The 20972-nt window shown below is 71.7% G+C and carries 20 protein-coding genes and 1 pseudogene; 10 read left to right on the top strand and 11 right to left on the bottom strand.

From position 1 onward, the window contains the following. The first annotated feature begins 113 nt into the window (after positions 1–113). The 3 genes from F1721_RS25910 (at position 114) to F1721_RS25900 (ending at position 3097) form a co-directional block, all read left to right on the top strand. On the top strand, positions 114–839 hold the full coding sequence (locus F1721_RS25910; RefSeq protein ID WP_150069397.1) for a lysozyme: 726 nt from the start codon (positions 114–116) through the stop codon (positions 837–839). A gap of 91 nt (positions 840–930) precedes the next feature. After that, positions 931–2070 carry a hypothetical protein gene (locus F1721_RS25905; protein WP_211840629.1) on the top strand — a complete coding sequence of 380 codons (1140 nt, stop codon included), beginning with the start codon at positions 931–933 and terminating at the stop codon, positions 2068–2070. Continuing rightward, positions 2063–3097, top strand: a complete 1035-nt coding sequence (locus F1721_RS25900; RefSeq protein ID WP_150069396.1) for a pentapeptide repeat-containing protein — start codon at positions 2063–2065, stop codon at positions 3095–3097. The genes F1721_RS25905 and F1721_RS25900 overlap by 8 nt, the downstream gene beginning before the upstream one ends. Positions 3098–3208: 111 nt before the next feature. Here the strand turns inward: F1721_RS25900 and purL are convergent, their stop codons facing one another. The 3 genes from purL to purS form a co-directional block, all read right to left on the bottom strand. After that, positions 3209–5488 (bottom strand): phosphoribosylformylglycinamidine synthase subunit PurL, encoded by a 2280-nt coding sequence (gene purL / locus F1721_RS25895; RefSeq protein WP_150069395.1) that lies wholly within the window; start codon positions 5486–5488, stop codon positions 3209–3211. Beyond that, positions 5485–6156: a phosphoribosylformylglycinamidine synthase subunit PurQ gene (gene purQ / locus F1721_RS25890; RefSeq protein WP_150069394.1), complete on the bottom strand. Its 672-nt coding sequence runs from the start codon at positions 6154–6156 to the stop codon at positions 5485–5487. The genes purL and purQ overlap by 4 nt, the downstream gene beginning before the upstream one ends. Before the next feature lie 136 nt (positions 6157–6292). Beyond that, positions 6293–6532: a phosphoribosylformylglycinamidine synthase subunit PurS gene (purS, locus tag F1721_RS25885; protein WP_093159179.1), complete on the bottom strand. Its 240-nt coding sequence runs from the start codon at positions 6530–6532 to the stop codon at positions 6293–6295. Between the two features lie 267 nt (positions 6533–6799). On the opposite strand from purS, the gene F1721_RS25880 reads away from it, so the two are divergent. The 3 genes from F1721_RS25880 to F1721_RS25870 all read left to right on the top strand — a co-directional run bounded on the left by F1721_RS25880 (position 6800) and on the right by F1721_RS25870 (position 8970). Next, entirely contained in the window at positions 6800–7204 is a 405-nt protein-coding gene (locus tag F1721_RS25880) for a hypothetical protein (protein WP_150069393.1), read from the top strand. 99 nt (positions 7205–7303) lie between these two features. Next, complete coding sequence (locus F1721_RS25875) at positions 7304–8293, top strand: NAD-dependent epimerase/dehydratase family protein (RefSeq protein WP_150069392.1); 990 nt, start codon at positions 7304–7306, stop codon at positions 8291–8293. A gap of 41 nt (positions 8294–8334) precedes the next feature. After that, positions 8335–8970 (top strand): MBL fold metallo-hydrolase, encoded by a 636-nt coding sequence (locus tag F1721_RS25870; protein ID WP_150069391.1) that lies wholly within the window; start codon positions 8335–8337, stop codon positions 8968–8970. Between the two features lie 391 nt (positions 8971–9361). Here F1721_RS25870 and F1721_RS25865 read toward each other — a convergent pair whose 3' ends face one another. The 3 genes from F1721_RS25865 to F1721_RS25855 all read right to left on the bottom strand — a co-directional run bounded on the left by F1721_RS25865 (position 9362) and on the right by F1721_RS25855 (position 11646). Continuing rightward, complete coding sequence (locus tag F1721_RS25865) at positions 9362–9766, bottom strand: ATPase (RefSeq protein WP_246155308.1); 405 nt, start codon at positions 9764–9766, stop codon at positions 9362–9364. Positions 9767–9882: 116 nt separating this feature from the next. Then, a complete protein-coding gene (locus tag F1721_RS25860) occupies positions 9883–10566 on the bottom strand; it encodes a DUF2334 domain-containing protein (RefSeq protein WP_150069389.1) in 684 nt (227 codons plus the stop codon). Between the two features lie 186 nt (positions 10567–10752). Beyond that, on the bottom strand, positions 10753–11646 hold the full coding sequence (locus tag F1721_RS25855) for a phosphoribosylaminoimidazolesuccinocarboxamide synthase (RefSeq protein WP_150069388.1): 894 nt from the start codon (positions 11644–11646) through the stop codon (positions 10753–10755). A 144-nt stretch (positions 11647–11790) separates the two neighbouring features. Between F1721_RS25855 and F1721_RS25850 the strand changes: the two genes are divergently transcribed. After that, on the top strand, positions 11791–12441 hold the full coding sequence (locus tag F1721_RS25850; RefSeq protein WP_150069387.1) for a TenA family protein: 651 nt from the start codon (positions 11791–11793) through the stop codon (positions 12439–12441). A 50-nt stretch (positions 12442–12491) separates the two neighbouring features. On the opposite strand, the gene purB is transcribed toward F1721_RS25850, so the two are convergent. The 3 genes and pseudogenes from purB to F1721_RS35185 all read right to left on the bottom strand — a co-directional run. Beyond that, positions 12492–13925 (bottom strand): adenylosuccinate lyase, encoded by a 1434-nt coding sequence (gene purB, locus F1721_RS25845; RefSeq protein ID WP_150069386.1) that lies wholly within the window; start codon positions 13923–13925, stop codon positions 12492–12494. A gap of 423 nt (positions 13926–14348) precedes the next feature. Next, a complete protein-coding gene (locus F1721_RS35190) occupies positions 14349–14729 on the bottom strand; it encodes a hypothetical protein (protein ID WP_246155325.1) in 381 nt (126 codons plus the stop codon). A 98-nt stretch (positions 14730–14827) separates the two neighbouring features. Beyond that, positions 14828–15280 (bottom strand): annotated as a pseudogene (locus F1721_RS35185) (RNA polymerase sigma factor); the annotation flags it as partial. 227 nt (positions 15281–15507) lie between these two features. Here F1721_RS35185 and F1721_RS25835 point away from each other — a divergent pair. The 3 genes from F1721_RS25835 to F1721_RS25825 all read left to right on the top strand — a co-directional run bounded on the left by F1721_RS25835 (position 15508) and on the right by F1721_RS25825 (position 19330). Further along, positions 15508–15774 (top strand): hypothetical protein, encoded by a 267-nt coding sequence (locus F1721_RS25835; protein WP_211840628.1) that lies wholly within the window; start codon positions 15508–15510, stop codon positions 15772–15774. A 266-nt stretch (positions 15775–16040) separates the two neighbouring features. After that, positions 16041–17600: an ABC transporter transmembrane domain-containing protein gene (locus F1721_RS25830; RefSeq protein WP_150069385.1), complete on the top strand. Its 1560-nt coding sequence runs from the start codon at positions 16041–16043 to the stop codon at positions 17598–17600. Then, entirely contained in the window at positions 17597–19330 is a 1734-nt protein-coding gene (locus tag F1721_RS25825) for an ABC transporter ATP-binding protein (RefSeq protein WP_150069384.1), read from the top strand. Before F1721_RS25830 ends, F1721_RS25825 begins: the two co-directional genes overlap by 4 nt. On the opposite strand, the gene F1721_RS25820 is transcribed toward F1721_RS25825, so the two are convergent. Beyond that, a complete protein-coding gene (locus F1721_RS25820; RefSeq protein WP_150069383.1) occupies positions 19318–19902 on the bottom strand; it encodes a TetR/AcrR family transcriptional regulator in 585 nt (194 codons plus the stop codon). The two genes, F1721_RS25825 and F1721_RS25820, sit on opposite strands and share 13 nt — an antisense overlap. Before the next feature lie 492 nt (positions 19903–20394). After that, positions 20395–20718 (bottom strand): DMT family transporter, encoded by a 324-nt coding sequence (locus F1721_RS25815; RefSeq protein ID WP_150069552.1) that lies wholly within the window; start codon positions 20716–20718, stop codon positions 20395–20397. Positions 20719–20972 lie beyond the last annotated feature (254 nt).

Here is a 20972-nt window from a genome sequence, read left to right as displayed (position 1 = left end):
GACGTGGTCGCCGATTACGGCTGCTCTCCCTAGCATCGATGATCTGCGCAGGTGTCGTCTTCCTGTGCGCGCCCGCGCTGGCCAGCACCCCCCTTCCCGGAAGGGACTCCGCCATGGGCACGCAGACCAGCTCCGAACCGGTGACCGACACGCCGATGGGCTCGCAGATCCGCAAGCACGAGGGCGGTGACGAGCTGCCCGTGCCGGTGCCCGCGGTCGACCCGCTGGCCACCGTGGCGGGCATGGACGTCAGCAGCCACCAGGGCAACGTGGACTGGCAGTCCTGGTGGAACCAGGGCATGCGGTTCGCCTACGTCAAGGCCACCGAGGGCACCGGGTACGAGAACCCGTACTTCGCCCAGCAGTACAACGGCTCCTACAACGTGGGCATGATCCGCGGCGCCTACCACTTCGCGCTGCCGGACCGCTCCAGCGGTGCGGCCCAGGCCAACTACTTCGTGGACAACGGCGGCGGCTGGTCGAAGGACGGCAAGACCCTGCCCGGCGCGCTGGACATGGAGTACAACCCGTACGGCTCGACCTGCTACGGCAAGACCAAGAGCCAGATGACGGCCTGGATCAAGGACTTCAGCGACACCTACCACTCGCGCACCGGCCGCTGGCCGGTCATCTACACCAGCACCAGCTGGTGGAACCAGTGCGTCGACGGCGACTTCAGCTCGACCAACCCGCTGTGGGTCGCCCGCTACGCGAGCACGGTCGGCCAGCTCCCGTACAACTGGGGCATCTGGACGATCTGGCAGTACACCTCCTCGCCGATCGACAAGAACACCTTCAACGGCGCGTACGACCGCCTGCAGGCCCTGGCCAACGGCTGACCTCCGCGAACCCGCGGTGCCGCTCCCGACGGCACCGCGGGTTCTCGCTGCGCGCCCCGGAGCGCCACCACCACCCGGCAGAATCACGCGCATGGGTGAGCGCAAGATCGGGTTGGTGGCCACGATCGCCATCGCGGTGGCGGTGCTGGTCGGCGTGACGATCGCGCTGCTGGTCTTCGACCCCCGCGCCACCGGCGCGGACGCGCTGCGCACCGGCGGGCTGGCCGCGGGCTCGGTCGTCGCGCTGTACGCGCTGTGGCTCAACGACCGGCGACGGCGCACCGAGGAGAAGCGGCAGGAGCTGGAGACCCAGCGGCAGGAGCTGGACCGGGAGCGCTACGCCCTCGAACAGCAGCGGCAGGCCCTGGAGGACCGGCGGACCGCGCAGGACCACGTCCGAGCCGCCGACGAGCGCTTCGCGCGAGCGGTGGAGCTGCTCGGCAACGAGGCGGACCAGGTGCGCGTCGGCGCGCTGCACGCGCTGGCCGGGCTGGCGCGCAGCAACCCGGACTACACGCAGACCGTGCTCGACGTGCTGTGCTCGTACCTGCGACGACCGTTCGACCATCCGAAGTGGACGCGGTCGGACGACGTCGAGATCGCCGAAGAGCTGCAGCGCGAGCGGACGGTGCGGCAGACCGCCAGCAAGCTCGTGGTCTCGCTGCTGCCGACCACCGACGAGGTGGACCCGCCCCGCTACGACCTCGACATCGCGGCAGCCTTCATGGACCGCTTCGACCTCTCCGGCCGGGTCGTCGGCCGCCTCGATGCGCAAGCGTGCCGGTTCCGGCACCGGACGAACCTGGAAGGCGCGGTCTTCCACCGCAAGGTCGACCTCCACGACGCCACCTTCCTGCACCCGCTCCACGCCAGGAAGGCCGTGTTCCACGACCGCTTGGTCCTGACGTGCGCGACGAGCAGCGCGCCGGTCAGCTTCAGCCTCGCGGAGTTCCACGGGGAAGTGGCCCTGCGAGAAGCTCGGTTCGCCGAACACGTCTCGTTCGCGCAGGCTTCCTTCCGCGCACATCTGGACCTCCGCTGGGCGTCCTTCTCCGGCGGAATCGACCTCCGGGTGAGCTCGCCGGTACCGGCGACGGCCCTGCACGAGTCCGAGGTCAACACGGCTGCCGACGTCTCCCTCCCGGACGGCTGGGACCTCGATCCGCTCCCAAGCCCGAATCTGGCGCGCATCTCGGCGGAGCCGCTCCGGCAGGATCACGCACATGGGTGAGCGCAAGATCGGCTTGGTCGCGACCATCGCCATCGCCGTCGTGGTGCTGCTCGGGGTCAGCGCCGCGCTGATGGTCTTCGACCAGCGCACCACCGGGGCCGATGCGCTGCGGACCGGTGGGCTGGCCGCGGGTTCCGTCGTCGCGCTGTACGCGCTGTGGCTCAACGACCGGCGACGGCGCACCGAGGAGCAGCGGCAGGAGCTGGAGGACCGACGGGTCGAGCTGGACCGGGACCGGATCGCCGACGAGCGGTTCGCCCGTGCGATCGAGCTGCTCGGGCACGAGACCGACCAGGTGCGCGTGGGCGCGCTGCACGCGCTCGCCGGGCTCGCCCGCAACCGGCCCGACTACACGCAGACCGTGCTCGACGTGCTGTGCTCCTACCTGCGGCGGCCGTTCGCGCACGTCCGCTACGGCGCGGAGTTCGAGACCAGGGCCGAGGAGGACGAGGCGGAGCGGATGCTCCAGGTGCGCCTGACCGCGCAGCGGCTCGTGGTGGAGCTGCTGCCGCGCGCCGGGGACGCCGACGCCCCGGCGTACGACCTGGACCTGACCGGCGCGATGCTGGAGTACTTCGACGTCGCCGACCGGAAGATCGGCACGCTGACCCTGCGGTACGGGAAGTTGTTCAGCGACAACAACTTCAGCCGGTGCGAGTTCCACGGGCCGGTGTGGTTCACCTCGGCGACCATCGGGCCGGGCCGGTTGTACGGCCGGTTCCGCTGCGACGACGCGGTCTTCCACCAGCTCGCCTGGTTCCCGGGCGTGGAGTTCAACGGCCGCACGAGCTTCCGCCGCACCCGGTTCACCGGCACGACCAAGTTCAACGAGACCCGCTTCAGCGCCACCCTGTCGATGGCCGACGCCGAGTTCCACGCGCACACCGACTTCCGCGAGGCGCACTTCGGGGCCGACACCGACCTGTCCGGCACCACCTTCCGCGGCGAGGTCGTGACCACCGGCATCACCACCAGCCCGGACCACGACGTCACGATGCCAGCGGGCTGGACCGTCACCACCCGCTGAGGTCGTGAGTGCGAAAGCCGCCTGGAGCCGGTTTTCCCACTCACGACCACAGGACGACCGGAGGGCACCTTCCGCCGATCGGTTCGGCGGAAGGTGCCCTCCGGTTCCGGATCAGCCGAACAGCTTCGGCAGCGTGCCCTCCCAGGCCTCGCGGAGCTCGGTCAGCGGGATGTTCGCGACGTCCTGGATGTCCAGGGACTTCTCGCCCGCGTCGGCGACACCGACCTTGGCCCACGGGAGACCGCGCGCCGTGCACATGTCGGTGAAGCGGGTCTCCTCGGTGCGCGGGACCGCCACCAGGACGCGACCCGCCGACTCGGAGAACAGCCAGACGAACGGGTCCGCGCCCTCCGGCAGGACCACGCGGGCACCGCACTCGCCGACCAGCGCCGTCTCCACCAGCGCCTGCGCCAGGCCGCCCTCGGAGAGGTCGTGCGCCGCCGAGATCATGCCGTCGCGGGAGCCCGCGACCAGGATCTCCGCCAGCAGCTTCTCGCGGGCCAGGTCGACCTTCGGCGGCACGCCGCCGAGGTGGTCGTGCACCACGCGCGCCCACTCCGAGCCGCCGAACTCCTCGCGCGTCTCGCCGAGCAGCAGGAGCGTCTCGCCCTCCTCGCCGCCGATGCCGGTCGGGATGCGGCGGGTGACGTCGTCGATCGTGCCCAGCACGCCGACCACCGGGGTGGGCAGGATCGCCTTCTGCCCGGTCTGGTTGTAGAAGCTGACGTTGCCGCCGGTCACCGGGATGCCCAGCTCCGCGCAGGCGTCGGCCAGGCCGCGCACCGCCTGCTGGAACTGCCACATCACGCCCGGGTCCTCCGGCGAGCCGAAGTTCAGGCAGTTGGTGACCGCCACCGGCGTGGCACCGGTGGTCGCCACGTTGCGGTAGGCCTCGGCCAGCGCCAGCTGCGCGCCCGCGTACGGGTCGAGCCGGGTGTAGCGGGCGTTGCAGTCGGTCGCGATCGCGATGCCGCGCCCGGTCTCCTCGTCGATGCGCAGCACACCGCCGTCCGACGGCTGCGCCAGCACGGTGTTGCCGCGCACGTAGCGGTCGTACTGGTCGGTGACCCACGCGCGGGAGCACAGGTTCGGCGAGGCCGCCATCCGCAGGATGGTCTCGCGCAGCTCGTCCGGGGTGGACGGGCGGGCCAGCGTGCTCGCGTTGTCCGCGGCGATCAGGTCCTGCTCGGCGGGCCGCTCCACCGGGCGCTCGTAGACCGGGCCCTCGTGCGCGACGGTCCGCGGCGGCACGTCCACCACCAGGTCGCCGTGCCAGTAGATCTCCAGGTTCTCGCCGTCGGTGACCTCACCGATCACGGTGGCGGTGACGTCCCACTTCCGGCAGACCTCCAGGAACGCGTCCACGTTGGACGGTTCCACCACGGCGCACATCCGCTCCTGCGACTCGCTGGAGAGGATCTCCGCGGGCGTCATCCCGGTGGCGCGCAGCGGCACCTGGTCCAGGTCGACCCGCATGCCGCCGTCCCCGGCCGAGGCCAGCTCGGAGGTGGCGCAGGACAGGCCCGCCCCGCCCAGGTCCTGGATGCCCACGACCAGGCCCGCGTGGTAGAGCTCCAGGCAGCACTCGATGAGCACCTTCTCGGCGAACGGGTCGCCGACCTGCACGCTCGGCAGCTTCTTGCGGCCGGTGCCGCTCTCATCGCCGTCGAAGGTCTCCGAGGCCAGCACCGACACGCCGCCGATGCCGTCCAGCCCGGTGCGGGCACCGAACAGGATGATCTTGTTGCCCTTGCCGCTGGCGTGCGCCAGGTGCAGGTCCTCGACCTTCATCACGCCCACGCACATGGCGTTGACCAGCGGGTTCCCGCTGTAGCACTCGTCGAAGACGACCTCGCCGCCGATGTTCGGCAGGCCCAGGCAGTTGCCGTAGCCGCCGACGCCCGCGACCACGCCGGGCAGCACCCGCTTGGTGTCCTCGGCGTCGGCCGGGCCGAAGCGCAGCGGGTCGGCCACCGCCACCGGGCGCGCGCCCATCGCCATGATGTCGCGGACGATGCCGCCGACACCGGTCGCCGCGCCCTGGTAGGGCTCGACGTAGGACGGGTGGTTGTGGCTCTCCAGCTTGAACGTCACCGCCCAGCCGTCGCCGATGTCGACCACGCCCGCGTTCTCGCCGATGCCCGCGAGCATCTTCTCGCGCATCTCGTCGGTGGTGGTCTCGCCGAAGTACTTCAGGTGCACCTTCGACGACTTGTAGGAGCAGTGCTCGCTCCACATCACCGAGTACATGGCCAGCTCGGCGTCGGTGGGACGGCGCCCCAGGATCTCGCGGATCCGGGCGTACTCGTCGTCCTTCAGCCCCAGCTCGCGGTAGGGCTGGTCGAGCTCGGGAGTGGATTTCGCCTGTTCGACGGTGTCGATGTTGGTCACGCTGCCACCAGTGCATCCAGAACGGACAGGAACATGCCGAGGCCGTCGTCGGTGGGGCCGGTCAGCGGGTCGATCGCGTGCTCGGGGTGCGGCATCATGCCCGCCACCCGGCCGCGAGCGTCGGTGATGCCCGCGATGTCGCGCTGGGACCCGTTCGGGTTCTCCCCCGCGTAGCGGAACAGCACCCGGCCCTCGCCCTCGAGCTCGTCGAGGACGGCCTGGTCGGCCATGTAGTTGCCCTCGCCGTGCTTGATCGGGATCAGCAGCTCGGCGCCCGCGTCGTAGCGGGTGGTCCAGGCGCTGCTGTTGTTCTCCACCTTCAACCACTGGTCGCGGCAGACGTAGTGCAGGCCCGCGTTGCGGGTCAGCACGCCGGGCAGCAGCCCGGACTCGCACAGGATCTGGAAGCCGTTGCACACGCCGAGCACCGGCATGCCCTTGCGGGCGGCTTCGACCACCTCGGTCATCACCGGGGCGAACTTGGCGATCGCGCCGCAGCGCAGGTAGTCGCCGTAGGAGAAGCCGCCGGGCACGACCACCGCGTCCACGCCCTTCAGGTCGTGGTCGGCGTGCCAGAGGGCGACGGACTCGGCACCGGCGCGGCGCACCGCGCGGGCCGCGTCGACGTCGTCGAGGGTTCCGGGGAAGGTGATGACGCCGATCTTCATGCCAGTACCGCCTCTCCGCGATTCACAGTGGTGGTTGCGACCAGCTTGATCTCACGTTTCGCGGTTTCCCGTGGCTGGCTTGCGTCACGTTCCCCTGAGGTGCGGTTGAGCAGAACTGGAGTTGGCACAGACCTGCTCATGCGTCCACCCTGCGGACGGTCCAGTCCTCGATGACCGGGTTGGCCAGCAGCGTTTCGGCGATCTTGGCGAGCGTGTCGTCGTCGACGTCGTCGGCGACCTCCAGCTCGAAACGCTTCCCCTGGCGGACTTCGGCGATCCCTTCGAACCCGAGCCGCGGCAGCGCATTCGCCACCGCCTGCCCCTGCGGGTCGAGGATCTCCTGCTTCGGCATGACGTCGACAACGACTCGGGCCACGGGTGCTGCTCCCGGTTTCCGTGCAGATCCGCCGGGATCCGGCGGATGGCCAGCAGTACCGGCAAAGCGTAACTGAGCTGGGCGTTCACCCCTCCGGGCAGGGGCGCTGGGTGCGGTGTGGCTCACCACATCCGGCCCGAGCTGTGTCTTCCGTCACATATTTCCCAGCTTGTCTAAACCTCTGGCCCTCCGGGGCGTCTAACAGAGCGGGCACCAAGGGGAGGTGCCCGGTGTTGATCGAAAGCCACTGAGGGGAAACGCATTCCGATGCGCACTTACAAGACCTTGCTGGGCGCGGCGCTGCTCGCCGGACTCGCGCTGACCACGACCGTCCCGGCCACCGCCGCACCGAGCCCCGGCACCGCCCGGGTCGCGGTCGCCGAGCAGCCGCGGTTCACCGCCGACAAGTCCCAGGTCAAGGCGGGCAACACGCTGGTCATGCGGCTCGACCACGGCCTGGAGGGCGTCAGCTGGATCTCGTCGGCCGCGTTCGTGCGCAACCGCGAGCACCCGGTGGGGGCGGACGAGGGCCTGGCCGAGGTGGTCACCGACCGGGACGGCGTCGCCGAGGCGGTGGCGACCATCGCCGACGTCCCGCCCGGGCAGTACCCGGTGCACACCCGCGTCGGCGGCGGCGCCGGACCGACGATGACCATCACCGTCACCGGCTGACCGCGACACCGCGGGCGCTCCGGCCACCGGGGCGCCCGCGGTGTTCACCGGTAGCGAGATCCGTCGCCGCGGCCGGGTTCTTCCGGAAGTGTGCTGGGCATGCGGATCTTGGTCCTGGGCGGGACGGTCTTCGTCGGGCACGCGGTCGCCGCGGCAGCGCTGGAGCGCGGGCACGAGGTCGTCTGCGCGGCGCGCGGCGCGAGCGGCGACGTGCCGGACGGCGCGGAGCTGGTGGTCGTGGACCGGGCCGAGGGGCTCGGCGCGCTGGCCGGGGAGCGGTTCGACGCGGTCGTCGACGTCGCGCGGAACTACCAGTGGGTCCGCGAGGCCCTGGACGCCTTGGGCGATGCCGGGCACTGGACGTTCGTGTCCACGATCAACGTCTACTCGGACAACAAGACCACTGGTCAGAACGCCGGTGGCGCGCTGCTGGCGCCGATCACCGACTCCGCCGACACCAGCACTCCCGAGTCCTACGGCGGGATCAAGGTGGCCTGCGAGAACGCGGTGCGGGCCGCGATGGGCGACCGCGCGTTCGTGGTGCGGCCGGGCCTGATCACCGGGCCGCACGATCCCACCGACCGGTTCGGCTACTGGCCGCTGCGGCTGTCCCGCGGCGGGCGGGTGCTCGTACCGGACACCCCCGGCGCACCCGTCCAGCACATCGACGTGCGCGACCTGGCCACCTGGATCGTCACCGCTGCGGAGCGCGGGCTCGCCGGGACCTTCGACGGCGTCGGGCCGGTCAGCACGCTGGGCGCGCTGCTGGCGGAGGTCGCCGCGCTCGTCGCACCGCCCGGCACCGAGATCGCGGCCGTCGCGCCGGACGCGCTCGACGAGGCTGGGGTGCAGCGCTGGAGCGGGCCGAAGTCGCTCCCGCTGTGGATCCCGGACGACTACGAGGGCCTCGCCTCGCACGACGCCGCGCCCTCGCTGGCCGCCGGTCTGCGCGTCCGGCCGCTGGCCGACACGGTGTCGGCGGCGCTGGCGACCGAGCGGGCGCTGGGCGCCGACCGGGCGCGCAAGGCCGGGCTCACCGCCGCCGAGGAGGCCGAGCTGCTCGGGACGCTGCCGAGCCGCCCCTGGTGATCGTGCGACAGTGGACGGGCCGTCTGACGAGGAGGAACACCGTGCAGATCACCCACTTCGGACACTCGTGCGTGCTGGTCGAGACCGGATCGGCGCGGCTGCTGATCGACCCGGGGACGTTCTCCGCGGACTTCGAGGACCTGCGCGACCTGGACGCCGTGCTGGTCACCCACCAGCACTTCGACCACCTCGACCTGGACCGGCTGCCCGCGCTGCTGGCGGCCAACCCGAACGCCCGGCTGGTCGTCGACCCCGGCTCGGCGGCGTCGGTCGAGGAGCGCGGCCTGACCGCGACCACCGCCCGGCCCGGTGACGCGATCGAGCTGGGCGGCGCGGCGGTCAGCGTCGTCGGCGGCGCGCACGCGGTGATCCACCCGGACATCCCGGTGGTCGACAACATCGGGTACGTCGTCGACCACGGCGCCTTCTACCACCCCGGCGACTCGTTCTTCGTGCCGGAGCAGCGCATCGACGTCCTCGGCCTGCCGACCGCGGCCCCCTGGCTGAAGCTCTCCGAAGCGGTCGACTTCCTCCGCGCGGTCGCCCCGCGAACGGCGGTCCCGATCCACGAGGCGGTGCTGGCCGCGCCGCAGATGCACTACCGGATGTTCGAGCAGCTCCGCCCGGAGGGAACGGCCGTCGAGGTGCTCGCGAAGGGCACCCGGACGTCGGTCTGAGCCCCCGGGGCGGGTACCACCGCTCGGGGAGCGGGCTGGCCTTGTCGGGCGTGGCGGGGTGTCAGTTTCCGGTGGAACTGGCACCCCGTACCAGTACAGGCGGACTTCGCCAGGGCCTGGGGCGCGGTGGTGATACCGGGGTTGGGTTGGTGCGGGGGGTCGTTTGGGTGCGTGGTTGGGTTTGGGTTCGAAGCGGTGGGTGGTCGGCTTGGGCGTGTTGCAATTTCAATCGAAATTGCCTCGTTCTCGACGGAGCCTGCGGTGGTGAGGTGGGCAATTTCAATCGAAATTGCAGTCGTCACCATCCCTCCGACGGCCGTCGTAGACCACTCCCCGGACGGCCGTCGTAGACCGTCCCTCGGACCGCCGTTGTAGTGGGCGTTTCCGGGGTTCAGTCGTCGTCGCGGTCGTCCACGTCGTCGTGGTCATCGCGGTCGACGGTGTGGTTGTCGATGTGATCGTCGTGGTCGTCGTCGAACTGGTCGTCGCAGTCGTCGAACCGGTCGTCCCGGTCGTCGTCGAAGCGGTCGTCATCGAAGCGATCATCGAGGTCATCACGGTCGTCGAAGCGATCGTCGAGGTCGTCTCGGTCGTCGAAGCGGTCGTCGAGGTCGTCCTGGTCGTCGTCGATGCAGAGGGGGGCCGGGGTGGCCTGGTTCTGGTTCGGGGGCTGGGGTTGGGTTGTCGGGAGGGGGGCCGGGGGCGGGGTTGTGCCCGTGTTGGCCAGGGCCACTCCCGTGCCGCCGAGGCCCAGGGCCGCCAGCGCCGCGCCCGCCACCAGCCAGGTCCGCTTCATCGTCCGCTTCCGCATCGTCGTGCTGCCTCTCGTTCGTTCTCCCCTTGACGAGAACCAGCTTCGGCGGTGAGCGTGAGGCAGCTCTGAAGGTGCGATGAAGGGATCCTCATCGGCCTTCACAGGCCGCCCGGGGCACCGAACGAGGCGTAGGTGACCGGCCGGGCACCGTGGTGCAGGGCCAGGTCGATCGCGTCCAGAACCGCTTGTCGCGCAGCGGGTTTTCGCAGCACTCCGGAGTCCACCGCGAGGCGCACCGGGCGGGCTCGGCGGGCCGCCCGCCCGGTTCCCAGCACCAGCGCTCGGCACCACCACGGCTCGGCCCGCTCACCCGGTCCGATCACGCGGATGCGGCCCCGGTGCACCCGGCCGGTGGCGAGCTCGCGGACCGTCATCGCGTCCGCGCAGACCGAGAAGCCGCGGCACCGCAGGGCGGTGAGGGTGCCCGGCGAGCCGAGCCAGCGCGGCGGGATGAAGGTCTTGGTCCGCAGCCCGAGGCGCTCCAGGATCGCGGCGGCGGCCACCAGGTGCAGCCCCGCCTCGTGCGCGGGCAGCCCGGCGGCCGGGGCCAGCCGGGCCCGCAGCCCGGGCGCGGTGCGGGCGAACCCGTGCAGGCTCACCGCGTCGCGGGCGGCCACCCGCTCGGCGATCCAGTCCAGCACCGCGGCGTGCGGGGCCGGGTGCGGCGCGATCAGCAGGGACATCGGGACGGCGCGCCGGTCCAGCGCAGCGCCGAACTCGGCGCACTGGTCCAGCACCCGGACGTCGAGTCCGGACAACGACACCACCAGCGGCGGGCTCACGATGCCTCATTCGGCCTGGCCGGGATGTCCACGACCTGACCACCAGGTGTCGCCCCGGCGCAAATCCGGCGAACCTCCACGCCGCAACCTTCGGCAGTCCACCCGGCCCGACATCAACGACACGCCGACGCATACCCCGACCGAGCGACCTCACCCCGCCCCGGAACGCCGGGGCTCCTGCGCCGGTCAGGACTCCGGGGTGGGCCAGTCGGCGAAGGAGCGGCCGGTGATCCGCTCGTAGGCCTCCACGTAGCGGTCGCGGGTTGCCGTCACCACTTCCGCGGGCAGGGACGGCGGCGGGACGTCCGAGGCGCGGTCCCAGCCGGATTCCGGGGAGGTCAGCCAGTTCCGGACGTACTGCTTGTCGAACGACGGCTGGACCCGGCCCGGCTGGTAGCCGTCCGCCGGCCAGTAGCGCGAGGAGTCCGGCGTCAGCACCTCGTCGCCGAGCACCAGCGTGCCGTCGGGCGCCAGGCCGAACTCGAACTTGGTGTCCGCCAGGATCACGCCGCGGCTGCGCGCGTGCTCCGCCGCCCGCTGGTACACCCGCAGCGTCACCTCGCGCAGCTGCTCGGCGCGCTCCGCGCCCAGCTGCGCGGCGACCGCGTCGAAGCTGATGTTCTCGTCGTGGTCGCCGATCTCCGCCTTGGTGGCCGGGGTGAAGATCGGTTCCGGGAGCTGCGAGGCCTCGACCAGACCGGCGGGCAGCTCGACCCCGCACACCGCGCCGGTGCGCTGGTAGTCGACCAGCCCGGAGCCGGTGAGGTAGCCGCGCGCGACGCACTCCACCGGCAGCATCTCCAGCCGCCGCACCAGCAGCGCGCGGCCGCGCACCTCACCGGGGATGCGCGGGTCGTCGGCGCTGACCAGGTGGTTCGGCACCAGGTCGGCGAGCAGCTCGAACCAGTACACGCTCATCGCGGTGAGCACCCGGCCCTTGTCCGGGATCGGCGTGTCGAGCACGTGGTCGTACGCCGACAGGCGGTCGGAGGCGACCAGCAGCAGGTGTTCGTCGTCCACGGCGTGCAGCTGGCGGACCTTGCCCGCTGCGATCTGGGGGTAATCGGCGAGTGCAACCACGTGCCGGATTCTCCCCCACCGGGGACCGGGCGCCCGCACCCCGGTGGTAGGAGTGACCCGGCCACCGGGCGCTCGCCTGGCGGGGGCGGCCGGTTCGCCGTGTATTGGACGCATGAGCACCGGACCCGGCGCAGGAGGACTTCCGTGACCGAGACATTCACCGACTGGCTCCGCCAGCGCAGCGAGCCCGACTGGACGGCGGTCATCACGCACCCGTTCACGCAGGCCCTGTTCGACGGGCTGGTGCCGGTCGATTCGATGCGCTCCTACCTGGTGCAGGACTACCAGTTCGTGGACGACTTCCTGGCGCTGCTCGGCTCCGGGCTGGCCAAGGCCGACCGCTACGCGTCGCGGCTGGCGATCGCGGGCAGCATCGGGGTGGTCACCAGCGAGGAGAACACCTACTTCCAGCGCTCGTTCGACGCTCTGGGCGTCGGCGAGTCCGACCGGGTGCACCCTGAGCTGGACGACGCGACGGTGGCGTTCCGGGAGCTGATGCAGGACGCCAACGCGCGCGGCAGCTACGCGGAGGTCCTGACGGTGCTGACCGTCGCGGAGTGGTCCTACCTGGAGTGGGCGATGCGCGCGCCGAGCGCGCTGCCGGAGAACTTCGTGCACGCGGAGTGGATCACGCTGCACAACAACCCGGACTTCCAGGCGTGGGTGCGCTGGCTGTGCGGCGAGCTGGACCGGGTGGGCGCGGGGCTGGACGAGCGCGAGCGGGCCCGCTGCCTCCGCCTGTTCCAGCAGGCGACCCGCTGCGAGCTGGACTTCTTCAACGCCCACTGGCGCTGACCGGTCGTGAGTGCGCAGCGGTGCTCGAGCACGGCTGCGCACTCACGACCTCAGAGGATGTCGGTGGGGCGGTAGGCCGCGGCCTCCGGGTAGCGGGCCGTGACCTCCTCGACCTGCGCGACCACGTCGCCGACCTGGGCCGCCGCCGCGCCGGTGAAGGCCAGGCGGTCCGCCAGCAGCTCGTCGAGCTGCTCGCGGGTCAGCGGCAGGCGGTCGTCGGCGGCCAGGCGGTCGAGCAGGTCGTTGCGCTCCGCGCCCTGCTCGCGCATGGCCAGCGCCACCGCGACCGCGTTCTCCTTGATCGCCTCGTGCGCGGTCTCCCGGCCGACCCCGGCCCGCACCGCGCCCATCAGCACCTTCGTCGTCGCCAGGAACGGCAGGTAGCGGTCCAGCTCGCGGGACACCACCGCCGGGAACGCGCCGAACTCGTCGAGCACGGTCAGGAACGTCTCGAGCAGCCCGTCGAAGGCGAAGAACGCGTCCGGCAGCGCCACCCGGCGGACCACCGAGCAGGACACGTCGCCCTCGTTCCACTGGTCACCGGCCAGCTCGCCGGTCATCGAGACGTAGCCGCGCAGGACCACCGCGAGGCCGTTGACCCGCTCGCAGGACCGGGTGTTCATCTTGTGCGGCATCGCGCTGGAGCCGACCTGGCCGGGCTTGAAGCCCTCGGTGACCAGCTCGTGCCCGGCCATCAGCCGGATGGTGGTGGCGACGTTGGACGGTGCGGCGGCCAGCTGGGCCAGCGCGGTCAGCACCTCGAAGTCCAGCGAGCGCGGGTAGACCTGGCCGACGCTGGTCAGGGTCCGGCCGAAGCCCAGGTGACCGGCCACCCGGCGCTCCAGCTCGGAGAGCTTCTCCGCGTCGCCGCCGAGCAGGTCCAGCATGTCCTGCGCGGTGCCGACCGGGCCCTTGATGCCCCGCAGCGGGTAGCGGGCGAGCAGCTCCTCCAGCCGGTGGAAGCCGACCAGCAGCTCGTCGGCGGCGGTCGCGAAGCGCTTGCCCAGGGTGGTCGCCTGGGCGGCGACGTTGTGCGAGCGCCCGGCCATCACCAGCTCGGCGTGCTCGGCGGCGAGGTGGCCCAGCCGCGCCAGGACGGCGACGGTGCGGTCGCGCACCAGCTCCAGGCTGCGCCGGATCTGCAGCTGCTCGACGTTCTCGGTCAGGTCCCGCGAGGTCATGCCCTTGTGGATCTGCTCGTGACCGGCGAGGGCGTTGAACTCCTCGATGCGGGCCTTCACGTCGTGGCGGGTGACCCGCTCGCGGGCGGCGATGGAGTCCAGGTCGACCTGCTCCAGCACCCGCTCGTAGTCGGCCAGCGCCGACTCGGGCACCTCGATGCCGAGGTCGGCCTGGGCGCGCAGCACCGCGAGCCACAGCTTGCGCTCGAGGATGATCTTGTGCTGCGGCGACCACAGCTCGACCAGCTCGGGCGAGGCGTAGCGGGCGGCGAGGACGTTCGGAATGCTGGGCTTGACCGTCACGAGCAGCCAGGATACCGGCGCGCACCCCCCGTTCGGCCCACCCCGGCCCTCCGGCCGCGCGATCAGCCCCCGGGAGCCCGAGTTGACTTCCTCTCGTCGTGGGTCCCTCGGGTCGCTCAGCGGGACAGGGCGAACTTCGGGTCGGTGACCAGCGCAGTGAGCTCGGGGGGGGGCTCAGCGGCTCGCCGAACCTCTCGGCGTCGTCGGCGCCGTAGCGCACGTCGACCGTCACGACGGTGCCGCCCGGCCGGAAGTGCCGGACCGACCACGTCAGCACGTTCGATCCCACGCGGGTCTGGGCGTCCACGACGACGGACCGGTCGTTCTGCACGTACTGCTCGCAGTGCAGGACGACCTGCTCGCCGTCCCGGCAGGCCTGGTCGGGCGGGACGTCCACCGTTCCGGGGCCGAGCACCGCGATCTTCAGGTCCACCGGCGGAACTCCGCGCGCAGCGTGACGGTGGCCGGGGTCTCGGTGCCGAACCCGGGCCCCGGCTCGTACGGCTGGTCGGTGGTGATGCCCTGCGCGTCCGGCACGACGCGGGAGATCGCCCTGGGCAGGTAGGCCTTCAACCGCACACCCTCCAGCAGCGTCATCCGGACCATGCCCGGCGGTGGCCAGGCGATCGGGTCGACGACCTCGATCTGCGGCGCTGCCGGTGCGGTCGACTGCGGGACGAGCAGGTTCGGCACCGCCGCCGCACCCGCGACGACGACCGCGGTGGCGACCGTCGCGCCGATTCCGGCACGTCTGCGCTGCCTCCGCTTGCCCTCGGCGACCACGGCGTCCGGGTCGAGCCCCATCGGCGGCTCGCAGGCTCTCGCGCAGCAGTTCCTCCGACATCACTGGCTCCCCGCATCCGTTCGGGCCAGGTCCGGATCGGACCCGGCGATCGCCGCGCCAGGTTCTGGAGCCCGCGCGACGCCTGGCTCTTGACCGCGCCTTCGGGACACCCCAGCGCGGCGGCGACTTCGGCAGTCGGCAGGTCTTCCCAGCAGCGCAGGACGAGCACCGCCCGCTGCCTCGGCGGGACCTCGGCCAGCGCGCGCAGCACGGTGTCGCGGTGCCAGGCGCGCTAGCCGAGTTCGGCGGGATCCGCCGCGGTGTCACCGGTTTCCGGCGGATCGGCGTCGTGCCGTTCGGCCCGGTGCCACGGTCGGCGGTGCTCGTCCAGCCACACGCGCAGCAGGGCGCGGCGCACGTAGGAATCCACTGTGGACATGTCCACGCGGCGCCACGCCTTGTAGAGCTTGAGCAGCGTGTTCTGCACCAGGTCCTCGGCCAGGCGCCAATCGCCGCAGAGCAGGTACGCCGAGCGGCGCAGCCACAACGCCCGTTCCTGTTCGGCTCGCATGGAGCTTGTCCCCTTCCCCGCTACCGCCGCTCTGTACGCAGCCGATCCGCGTGCGGTTGCACGGGTCCGGACGCGGGGCGGGGAAAGGGGTTGCTCCGCCGACCGCGCTCACAAGGAGAACCGTGCGCGTCCTTAAGGGGACCTCAATACCTCGGGCGGTGGTGGCCGTGGGAATGTCCGCCCGAATATCGTTGGTGCGGACGACGAGGAGCGAGGGCGCAGCAGAGATGGAAATCGACGTGTTCGGCGGCGAGCGGCAGGACGTGTTCTGGATAGTCGGGATGGGCTTGACCGAGCGGCACGCCATCACCATGCGCCCCGGCGCGGTGTACGCCGGTCAGGTCGTCCCGGCGCTGTGCGGGACCGAGCTGAAGATCCCGCAGCCCACCCCGATCGGCCGCGACCCGCGCTCGAAGAACATCACCGACAAGTGCCCGGACTGCGCCGATCGCGTCACCGAGGCCGACTTCGCCGAGACCACCTGGGACTTCTGACCCGAGATGCGCGCTCCCCGGCTGCGATCCGCCGACCGGGGACGCAATTTCAATGGAAATCGGACCTCCGATTTCCATTGAAATCGCAGGATCCCCACCGCAGCGACGACGACCTGTCCACAGGTCTCGGCGTGTCCGGGCGCGACACGCCGGTGGAACCGCAGTTCCCGTTGAAACTGCGGTCCGGACGGCCGCGGCGATGAGCCGCCCGGAAGCGGAAAAATCGATCGCCAGCGGACTTTTCGCGGACTAACGTCGGTCGGGCCATGGCTTCCGACAGTTCCCCCCGCTTCCTGTGGTCCCTGCTCGCCCAGCGACCGGGACTGCTGCTGCTCGCCACCGTCGCGGGCTCGCTCTGGATGCTGCCCACGGCGCTGATGCCGCTCGCCATCGGTTCCGCGATCGACTCCGGGATCCGCCCGCACGACGTCGCCGCGCTGCTGAGCTGGGTGCTGGTCGTGCTCGGGCTCGGCCTGGTGCAGATGATCTCCGCCGGGGCCCTGCACTGGGCGACGCACACCATCTGGCTGCACGGCGCGGCCGGTTCGCAGCGCCTCGTGCTCGCGCACGTGACGAAGCTGGGCGGGGTGCTGACGCGCAAGGTCCGGGCCGGTGAGGTGGTCGCGATCGGCGCCTCGGACATCTACCGGGTGGGCAACCTGTTCGAGGTGGTCGGCCGGGCGACCGGGGCGCTGGTGTCCTTCGCCGTGGCGGCGGGGGTGCTGCTGTGGATCTCCCCGCTCCTGGGGGCCGTGGTGCTCGTCGGCGTGCCGCTGGCGACGCTGGGCATCAGCCCGCTGCTGAGCCCGCTGCGCCGCCGCGAGGAGGCCCAGCGCGAGCAGCTGGGCCAGGTCAGCGCGCAGGCGGCGGACATCGTGTCCGGGCTGCGGATCCTGCGCGGCGTCGGCGGCGAGTCCCGGTTCCACGAGCGGTTCACCCGCGCCAGCCAGCGGGTGCGCGCCGCCGGGGTGGCGGCCGGGCGGATCGAGGCGTGGCTGGTCGGGACCGAGGTCCTGCTGCCCGGTCTGGTCACGGTGCTGGTGACCTGGCTGGGTGCCCGGCTCGCGCTCGACGGCACGATCAGCGTGGGCGAGCTGGTCGCGTTCTACGGCGTCTCGGCGTTCCTGGTCATCCCGGTGCGCACGGCCTCCGAGGCCGCCTACTCGTTCGCCAGCGGCATGGTCGCGGCGGGCCGTGCGAAGGCGCTGCTGCAGGTGGAGCCCGAGCCGCCGTCGCCGGAGCAGCCGCGGGCGCTGCCGCCGGGGCCGCTGGACCTGGTCGACGAGGCCAGCGGGGTGCGGTTCGCCGCGGGTGAGCTGACCGTCGTCGACGCCGGGGAGCGGACCGAGGCCGTGGCGGAGCGGCTGGCCTGGCGGTCGAGCGCGGGCGGCGTGCCGCTGCGCGAGGTCGAGCCGGACGAGGTCCGGCGGCGGATCTTGTTGGCGCACAACCAGGACCAGCTGTTCGCCGGTCCGGTCCGGGCCGAGGTGGACCTGGGCCGCGGGGTGGACCTGGACGCCGCCCTGCACGCCGCGGACGCGCACGACGTGCTCGCCGCGCTGCCCGCCGACGGCGTGCTGGACGAGCGCGGCCGCTCGCTGTCCGGCGGTCAGCGGCAGCGGTTGCTGCTGGCCCGCGCGCTGTGCGCGGACGCGGACGTGCTGATCCTGGACGAACCGACCTCGGCGGTCGACGCGCACACCGAGGCGCGGATCGCGGCCCGGGTCAAGGAGTTCCGCGCCGGTCGCACCACGATCGTGCTCAGCCAGAGTCCACTCTGGACGGCAGTGGCGGACCGGGCACTGGACATGGGGGCGGAGAAGTGAAGCTGCCGTTGGCCGACGGGCGCACCGTCCGGCGCTGGGCGTGGCAGACCCTGCGCGCGCACCGCGGCCGGTTCGCCGCGATGATGCTGCTGTTCGGGCTTGCCACCGTGGTCGGGCTGGTCGGCCCGCAGATCCTCGGCAGGCTGGTCGACGCGGTGGTCGCAGGCACCACGACGCAGCGCATCGACCTGCTGGCCGGGGCGTTCCTCGTGGTGCTGGTGGTGAACGCGCTGCTGATCCGGGCGGCGCGGATGCGCGCGACGCTGCTCGGCGAGCACCTGCTGGCCGAGTCCCGCGAGGGCATGGTCGGGCACGCGCTGCGGCTGCCGCTGGGCACCGTCGAATCGGCGGGCACCGGTGATCTGCTCAGCCGCGCCACGACCGACGTCGACCGGCTGGACTTCACCATCCGCAACGCGGCCCCGGAGATCACCACCGCGCTGATCGCCGTGCTGCTGACCGGCACCGCGATGGTCCTCACCTCACCGCTGCTGGCCTGCGGGATGCTCATCGCGGTGCCGCTGATGGTGTTCAGCACCCGCTGGTACTACCCGCGCTCGCTGCCGACGCTGCGCCGGATCATGGCCGGTTGGGCGGAGGTGCAGTCGAGCACGCACGAGTCCGTCGAGGGCGCGCGCACCGTCGCCGCGCTGCGCCTCGGCGAGCGCCGCATCGCGCGCAACGAGCAGGCGCTCGGCAACGCGGTGGGCGCCGAGTACCGGCACCGCACGCTGCTGACGATCTGGCTGCCCTGCCTGGAGCTGTCGTACGTGCTGCCGATCGGCGTGATCCTGCTGATCGGCGGCTGGGCGTACTGGGGCGGGATGGTCGAGCTCGGCACGGTCATCACCGTCGTGCTCTACGCCCAGGCGATGTCGAACCCGTTCGACGAGCTGTTCCGGTGGCTGGAGGAGCTGCAGACCGGCTACACCGCGCTGCAGCGGATCCTCGGCGTCCGCGAGGCGCCGACCGCCGACACCGCGCGGCAGGACGTCGACGGGTCGCGCGAGCTGGTCCTCCGCGACGTCCGCTTCTCCTACCGCGCGGACCGGGAGGTGCTGCACGGCATCGACCTGACCGTGCCCGCCGGGCAGCGGCTGGTCGTGGTCGGCCCGTCCGGGGCGGGCAAGTCCACGCTGGGCCGGTTGATCGCCGGGATCAGCCGCCCGGACTCGGGTTCGGTGGCCTTCGGCCGCACCGAGATCGCCGACCTGCCGACCGAGCAGCTGCGCCGCGAGGTGGTGCTGCTGACCCAGGAGCAGCACATCTTCGCGTGCTCGCTCCGGGACAACCTGGCCCTGCCGGACCACGACTTCACCGACGACCAGCTGGTCGACGCGCTGAAGTCGGTCGGGCTGCTGGAGTGGCTGCGCACCCTGCCGGACGGCCTGGACACCGTCCTCGGCGCGGGCGGTCACCCGGTGGCCGCCTCCCGGGCGCAGCAGCTCGCGCTGGCCCGGGTGCTGCTGGTCGACCCGCACACGGTGGTGCTGGACGAGGCGACCTCGCTGCTGGACAACACCACGTCGCGGGAGCTGGAGCAGGCGCTGGCCACGCTGCTGGACGGGCGGACGGTGATCGCCATCGCGCACCGGCTGCACACCGCCCGCAACGCCGACCGGGTGGCGGTGATGTCGGACGGGCGCATCGTGGAGCTGGGCAGCCACGACGAGCTGCTCGCGGCCGGTGGCTCCTACGCCGAGCTCTACCGGGTGGCTCAGCCGAGCTGAGCGCGCAGCATCCGGCGGGCCGCGCCGCGCGGGTCGGGGTTGCTCTCGATCAGCGCGTTGACCACGGCACCGTCGACCAGCGCGATCAGCTCTAGCTGCCGGTCCCGGCTGATGTCCATCCCGCTGCGGGCGAAGATCTCGGCCATCAGGTCGTGCAGCTCCGCGCTGAGCTCGCGCATCAGCGGCGCGAGGTAGGGGCGGCGGGGCGAGCCGACCAGGCGCTCGTAGCGCAGCAGCACCGCCTCCGCGCCGCCGTCGCGCGACTCCCGGCCGAGCAGCATGTCCAGCAGCAGCTCGATGACGGCCTCGGTGCTGCGGGGCTGGTCGGCGAGCTCGTCCAGCCGGGCGCGGCCCGCCGCGAGCTCCTGCCGCGACTCGTGCTCGACCGCGGCGCTGACCAGGTCGTCGAGCGAGGAGAAGTAGTAGGTGGTGGAGGCCAGCGGCAGTCCGGCGCGCTCGGCGACCGCGCGGTGGCGGACGGCCTCGAAGCCGCCCTCGGCGAGCAGTTCCGCGGCGGCCACCACCAACGCCTGCCGCCGCCGCTCGCCCTTCGGTGTGCTGGCCGCTGTCATGCCTGCCGATCCTATTCGCCGCCGGGCCGGTCCCGGTCACCCCGCGACCTCGGCCACCCCGGGGTGACGGCCGTCCGACGCTCCGTCACCCCTTCCGCGATTTCAATGGAAATCGGAGGTCCGATTTCCATTGAAGTTGCGGGGACCGGCCCGAGGCCGTCGGCGTGTCGGGGTCCGACGCGCCGACGGGGTGCGATTTCCATTGAGGTTTTTTCATCCTGCCCGTGGACCGCAGCCGCGAAGGGCGACCGGCACCGGTCGGCAGGTGTCGCATGCGCCGCAGGCGCATAACCCACCCTCGCAACCGGCACCGCCGCGGGTTCTCAGCGTTCGCCTGGCGAGGACGGCCCGGCTGCCGTGTATCGGGTCATACATCAGTCAGGGCACCCGGAGTCCAGGCGGGCGCTGAGGTTCCGCCACTTGCACCGCCACGCAGAACGAGGCTGGAAAAACCTCACTGAAATCGCGGGTCCGATTTCCATTGAAGTTGCGTCAGTGGCCCGCGCCCGCGAGGTTGAGGCCGATGACGCCCGCCACGATCAGGACGATCGAGACCAGCTTCAGGACCGAGAAGCCGTCGCCGAGCCAGACCATGCCGACTATCGCGGTCAGCGCCGCGCCGATGCCGGTCCACACCGCGTACGCCGGGCCCGCTGGCAGTTCGCGCATCGCGTAGGCCAGGCCCGCGAAGCTCACCGCGGCCAGGACGAAGAACGAGATCGTCGGGATCAGGCGGCTGAAGCCGTGCGAGAGCTTCAGCGAGATCGCCCAACCGGCTTCGAAGACTCCCGACACCATCAGGATGATCCAGGACATCATCGCTGGTCTACCTCTCCTTCGGACGCGGAGCGAGCTTTTCTGGCACGAACGTACCAATAAAGTGGTACGGATGTACCGGTTTGGTGAGGGAGGCCACCGGGGCGGCGCCTGGCGATGGGGGCTTGGGTGGGGTGATACCCGGGGATCGGTGGTGATACCGGGGTCGGCCTGAGGAGGAGGGGTGACGTTGCGTGGGGGGTTGGGTTTGGGTTCAAAGCGGCGGGTGGTTGCTTTGCGTGGTGTTGCAATTT

Source organism: Saccharopolyspora hirsuta (assembly GCF_008630535.1).
Lineage (GTDB): Bacteria > Actinomycetota > Actinomycetes > Mycobacteriales > Pseudonocardiaceae > Saccharopolyspora > Saccharopolyspora hirsuta.
The sequence above is the reverse complement of the archived record's forward strand: the minus strand, read 5'-3'. Positions and strand labels throughout refer to the sequence as shown.

Bases quoted from the DNA above. Each gene is read 5' to 3' on its own strand.
- F1721_RS25830 (WP_150069385.1), top strand. From the start codon at position 16,041: ATGGCTTCCGACAGTTCCCCCCGCTTCCTGTGGTCCCTGCTCGCCCAG.
- F1721_RS25905 (WP_211840629.1), top strand. From the start codon at position 931: ATGGGTGAGCGCAAGATCGGGTTGGTGGCCACGATCGCCATCGCGGTG.
- F1721_RS25910 (WP_150069397.1), top strand. From the start codon at position 114: ATGGGCACGCAGACCAGCTCCGAACCGGTGACCGACACGCCGATGGGC.
- F1721_RS25875 (WP_150069392.1), top strand. From the start codon at position 7,304: ATGCGGATCTTGGTCCTGGGCGGGACGGTCTTCGTCGGGCACGCGGTC.
- F1721_RS25880 (WP_150069393.1), top strand. From the start codon at position 6,800: ATGCGCACTTACAAGACCTTGCTGGGCGCGGCGCTGCTCGCCGGACTC.
- F1721_RS25815 (WP_150069552.1), bottom strand. From the start codon at position 20,718: ATGTCCTGGATCATCCTGATGGTGTCGGGAGTCTTCGAAGCCGGTTGG.
- F1721_RS25820 (WP_150069383.1), bottom strand. From the start codon at position 19,902: ATGACAGCGGCCAGCACACCGAAGGGCGAGCGGCGGCGGCAGGCGTTG.
- F1721_RS25835 (WP_211840628.1), top strand. From the start codon at position 15,508: ATGGAAATCGACGTGTTCGGCGGCGAGCGGCAGGACGTGTTCTGGATA.
- F1721_RS25865 (WP_246155308.1), bottom strand. From the start codon at position 9,766: ATGAAGCGGACCTGGCTGGTGGCGGGCGCGGCGCTGGCGGCCCTGGGC.
- F1721_RS25900 (WP_150069396.1), top strand. From the start codon at position 2,063: ATGGGTGAGCGCAAGATCGGCTTGGTCGCGACCATCGCCATCGCCGTC.
- purQ (WP_150069394.1), bottom strand. From the start codon at position 6,156: ATGAAGATCGGCGTCATCACCTTCCCCGGAACCCTCGACGACGTCGAC.
- F1721_RS35190 (WP_246155325.1), bottom strand. From the start codon at position 14,729: ATGGGGCTCGACCCGGACGCCGTGGTCGCCGAGGGCAAGCGGAGGCAG.